The organism is Mesorhizobium sp. M2A.F.Ca.ET.067.02.1.1 (genome assembly GCF_004023285.1).
Taxonomy (GTDB): Bacteria; Pseudomonadota; Alphaproteobacteria; order Rhizobiales; family Rhizobiaceae; genus Mesorhizobium.
This window is the reverse complement of the sequence record NZ_RZSB01000514.1, coordinates 1-4326: the sequence shown is the minus strand read 5'-3', so window position 1 is coordinate 4326 and position 4326 is coordinate 1. Positions and strand designations below refer to the sequence as shown.

Here is a 4326-nt window from a genome sequence, read left to right as displayed (position 1 = left end):
GAATGGATGCAGGTGACATGGCCGGCGATCGCCGCCGTGGTGCAGCCGGTGCGCCAGATCGCCAGCGAGGCGATGAACCTTTTGTTTCGCAGGGTCGAAGGCGCGGTGGGACCACCCACGGCGCGGCTCGAACCCTGCCAGGTGTTGGAGCGGGAATCCGTTGGCTCGCCAGGCAACGGCCCGCATTCCGGGGGAGGAGACCGACAATAGCCCCCATTGTCGTGAACGGAAACTGCGCCGGCCCTGGCCAAGGCATCCGGCGCCAAAGATCGAACGGAGGATCGAATGACATCGCATTTCTTGAAGATAAATCGATTTACGCTTGCCGTCGGCGCCGCGCTTGCGTTTTCCGCCATCGGCGTCGCCAAGGCCGAAGACGGCGAATATGGCGTGCTGATGAAGACGCTGGCCAATCCGTTCTGGGGCGCGATGGCGCAGGGCGTCGAGGACGGCGCCAAACAAGCCGGGGTGAAATATTTCCAGCAAGCGGCAGAGAGCGACCAGGCGGCCGAGCCGCAGCTCAACCTCTGCAACACCATGCTGGAGCGCAAGCCGGTGGCGATGATCACCGCCGCCATCAACTCGACCAATCTTCTGCCTTGCCTTAAGTCGGCGCAGGACGCCGGCATCAAGATCGTCGACCTCGACAACAATCTCGACCAGGCGGTGCTCGACAAGGAAGGCGTCAAGGTGACCTTCCATATCGGCTCCGACAACATCGCCGCCGGCGCGCAGGGCGCCGAATATCTTGCAAGCAAGCTCGGTAAGGACGCCAAGGGGCCTGTGCTGGTCATCGAAGGCCTCTCCGGCAACATCACCGGCGAGAAGCGCGCCAAGGGCTTTGCCGACAAGCTGAAAGAGCTGGCGCCCGGGCTGGAGATCGTCGCCTCGCTGCCGGGCGACTGGGACCGCGGCAAGGCCGCCTCGATCGCCACCGACACGCTGACGGCGAATCCCGACTTGGTCGCCATCTTCTGCGCCAATGACGGCATGGCGCTCGGCGCGGTGGAGTCGGTCTATGCGGCCGGCAAGGGCCCGCAAGTAACGATCATCGGCGTCGACGGCAATGTCGATGCCGTGAAGTCGATCAAGGAAGGCCGCCTCAATGCCTCGGTGGCGCAGCTTCCCTACCTCGTCGGCAAGCAGGCGGTGGAGAACGTCAAGAAGGCGTTGGCGGGCGACAAGGTCAAGGACAGCATCGCGGTGCCTACGCTGGTGCTGACCAAGGACGTGATCGACGCCGGCAAGGAGCCGATGCTGCAGTATGTGAAGTAGGATGGAGAAAGGGAATAGGGCAGTAAGGGAGTAGGGCAGTAAGGGAAGGCAAAAGTTGCGCTTCTCAGGCCTGGCTCCTCTACTCCCTACTGCCCTACTGCCCTACTGCCTTACTCCCCTACTCCCCTACCCGAAGGGTGCAAAGACATGGCTTCTGAACAGCCCGGCTTCTGGGCTCGGGTGCAGCGCGCATCCGTTGAAAGGCTCCACATCAGGCTGGAGTCGCTGGTGGTGCTCCTGGCGCTGAGCACGGCGATGGCGCTGTTGTCGCCCTATTTTCTGTCGCTCAGCAATTTCCTCAACATCCTGCTTGCCACCTCGACGATCGGCGTGCTGGCGATCGCCGCTACCTTCGTCATCGGCTCGGGCGGGCTCGATCTGTCGCTCGGCTCGGTGATGGGGCTCGCCGGTGTCGCGGGCGCGTTCGTGGCCGTCAATCTCGGCTGGCCGTCGGTTCTGGCGGTGATCGCCTGCATCCTGGCCGGCGCGATCGCCGGCTACATCAACGGGCAACTGGTCACCCGCGCCTTCGTGCCGGCCTTCATCGTCACGCTCGGCATGCTGGGTCTGGCGCGCGGGCTGGCGCTGGTCATCTCGCAGGGCAGGGCGATCTACGGCCTGCCGCAGGAGATCGTCTATATAGGCCAGGGGCGGCCGTTCGGTATCCCGATGCCGGTGATCATCTTCGTGCTGACGGCGATCGTCGCGCATGCGGTGCTCGCCTATACACGCTTCGGCCGCCACACGCTGGCGCTGGGCGACAGCGAAGGCGCGGCGCGCGCCGCAGGCATCCGCGTCGAGCATCACCGCCGCATCATCTATACGCTCTCCGGCGCGCTTGCCGGCCTCGCTGGCCTGCTCTTCACCGCGCGCGTCAACGCCGGCGACCCGACGGCCGGCATCAACTACGAGCTTACCGCGATCACGGCGGCGATCATCGGCGGCACCAACCTGTTCGGCGGCCGCGCCTCGATCCTGGGCACCATGATCGGCGCGCTGATCATGGGTGTGCTGCAGAACGGGCTGACGCTGCTTGCGGTTCAATCCTACTACCAGCAGATGGGGATCGGCGCGGTGCTGATCCTCGCCGTGTTCATCGACCAATACCAGGTGCGGAAGGAGTCACGCGTATGACCCTGCTTTCGCTTCGCGGCATCCGCAAAAGTTTTGGCGCGGTCGACGTGCTGCACGGCGTCGACCTCTCGGTCGCAGCCGGCGAGGTGGTCGGGCTGGTCGGCGACAATGGAGCCGGCAAGTCGACGCTGATGAAGACCATCACCGGCATCTACCGTGCCGACACCGGCTCGATCGAGTTCGACGGCAAGGACATTCTTGCCCTCGACCCCGGACAGCGCCGCCAACTCGGCATCGAGATGATCTACCAGGATCTTTCGCTGGCCAAGCAGCAGGACGTGGCGTCCAACATCTTCCTTGGGCGCGAGCCGACGAAGAGGCTGTTCGGCCTGTTCCCCGGCTTCGTCGACAAAAGCGAGATGGATCGTCAGGCGTCCAAGATGATCGAGCGGCTGGGCGCGCATCTGCCGTCGATAAACCGTTCCGTTGGTTCGTTCTCCGGCGGCCAGCAGCAGACGGTGGCGATCGCGCGGGCGCTGACCTTCAACCCGAAGCTCGTCATCATGGATGAGCCGACGGCCGCACTTGCCGTACGCGAGGTGCAGAGCGTGCTCGATCTCATCCGGCGGCTGAAGTCGGAAGGCATCGCCGTAATCCTGATCTCGCACCGGCTGAACGACGTGCTGTCGGTCACCGACCGCATCGTGGTGTTGCGCCACGGCAGGGCGGATGCCGATCTCGTCACCGCCAACACCAACATGAGCGAAGTCGTCAGCCGCATCGTCGGCGGCGGCGACATTGCCGCCGCGGCGGCGCATGAACAACGAGGCTGACATGAACACGTTCGGACTGCACACTTTCGCCATCGCGCCGGTCTGGGACCTCGCCCGCATCGAGCCGCAGATGGACCGGCTGAAGGAGCTCGGCATCGGGTTGATGGAGATCCCGCTGCTGCGCCCCGAGGAGATCGACACCAAGCGCACGCGCGGCTTCGCCAGCCACTACGGCGTCGAGCTCATTCCGTCGCTCGGCCTGCCGCGCGCGCTCGATGTGGTCGAGCGGCCGGACGAGGCGCTCGACTTCCTGCAGCCGGCCTTCAATGTCTGCAACGAGGTGGGCGCCGAGGCGCTGGGCGGGGTCACCTATGGCACGATCGGCAAGACCACCGGGCGGGCGCCGGCACAGCGCGAGATCGACGGCATGTGCCGCTTCCTCGAACGGGCGGCGAAGTCGGCGAAGTCGCGCAGCCTGAAGCTCGGCATCGAGCCCTGCAACCGCTACGAGACACATCTGATCAATCGCGGCATCGACGCGGCGCGCATCATCGAGCGCGTCGGCGCCGAGAACATCTTCATCCATCTCGACACCTACCACATGCATATCGAGGAAAAGAGTTTTGCGTCCGGCTTCGAGGCGGCGGCGCCCTATCTCGGCTATGTGCATGTGTCGGAAGCTAATCGCGGCGTGCCGGGGCGCGGCATGCTCAACTGGGCCGCCTGCATGAAGGCGATCGCCGACATCGGCTATCAGGGCGCGATCACGCTTGAAAGCATGAACCATGTCGATGTCGACATCGCCGGCGGGCTCGCGGTGTGGCGACCGGTGGCGGAAGACCCGCGCGACGTCATCGAGGTCGGGCTGCCGTTCCTGCGCGAGGAAGCGAGGAAGGCAGGACTGACGCTGGGGTAGGCGGCAGGGCCCGCATCACGAGCCGGCCGAAGCAACCTCGGATGGTTTCGATTTACCGAACCAAATTGCTGGTGCAATGTGGGTTCGGAGGATCGAAATCGTGCCATTCGTCAGCATAGGCGGCGTCACACTGCATCATCGCCATATCGAGGCGGCCGGCACGTCTCGCCCGATCATCTTCATCAATTCGCTGGGCACCGATTTCCGGATATGGGACGACGTCGTCGCGCGGCTCGCCGGGGAAATGCCGATGCTGGTCTACGACAAGCGCGGCCACGGGCTTTCGAT

The 4326-nt window shown here is 64.7% G+C and carries 5 protein-coding genes and 1 pseudogene; all 6 read left to right on the top strand.

Annotated features, from left to right (window positions below; translation table 11 throughout):
• The first annotated feature begins 6 nt into the window (after positions 1–6).
• Positions 7–210 carry a hypothetical protein gene (locus tag EOA28_RS41175; protein WP_348633437.1) on the top strand — a complete coding sequence of 68 codons (204 nt, stop codon included), beginning with the start codon at positions 7–9 and terminating at the stop codon, positions 208–210.
• 75 nt (positions 211–285) lie between these two features.
• Positions 286–1275, top strand: coding sequence for a substrate-binding domain-containing protein (locus tag EOA28_RS26405; protein ID WP_245463338.1), 990 nt, complete (start codon positions 286–288; stop codon positions 1273–1275).
• A gap of 147 nt (positions 1276–1422) precedes the next feature.
• Complete coding sequence (locus tag EOA28_RS26400) at positions 1423–2409, top strand: ABC transporter permease (protein ID WP_127252456.1); 987 nt, start codon at positions 1423–1425, stop codon at positions 2407–2409.
• A complete protein-coding gene (locus EOA28_RS26395) occupies positions 2406–3182 on the top strand; it encodes an ATP-binding cassette domain-containing protein (RefSeq protein WP_127252458.1) in 777 nt (258 codons plus the stop codon). Before EOA28_RS26400 ends, EOA28_RS26395 begins: the two co-directional genes overlap by 4 nt.
• Position 3183: 1 nt before the next feature.
• Entirely contained in the window at positions 3184–4038 is an 855-nt protein-coding gene (locus tag EOA28_RS26390) for a sugar phosphate isomerase/epimerase family protein (RefSeq protein ID WP_127252460.1), read from the top strand.
• 76 nt (positions 4039–4114) lie between these two features.
• A pseudogene (locus tag EOA28_RS26385) lies at positions 4115–4326 on the top strand (3-oxoadipate enol-lactonase); the annotation flags it as partial.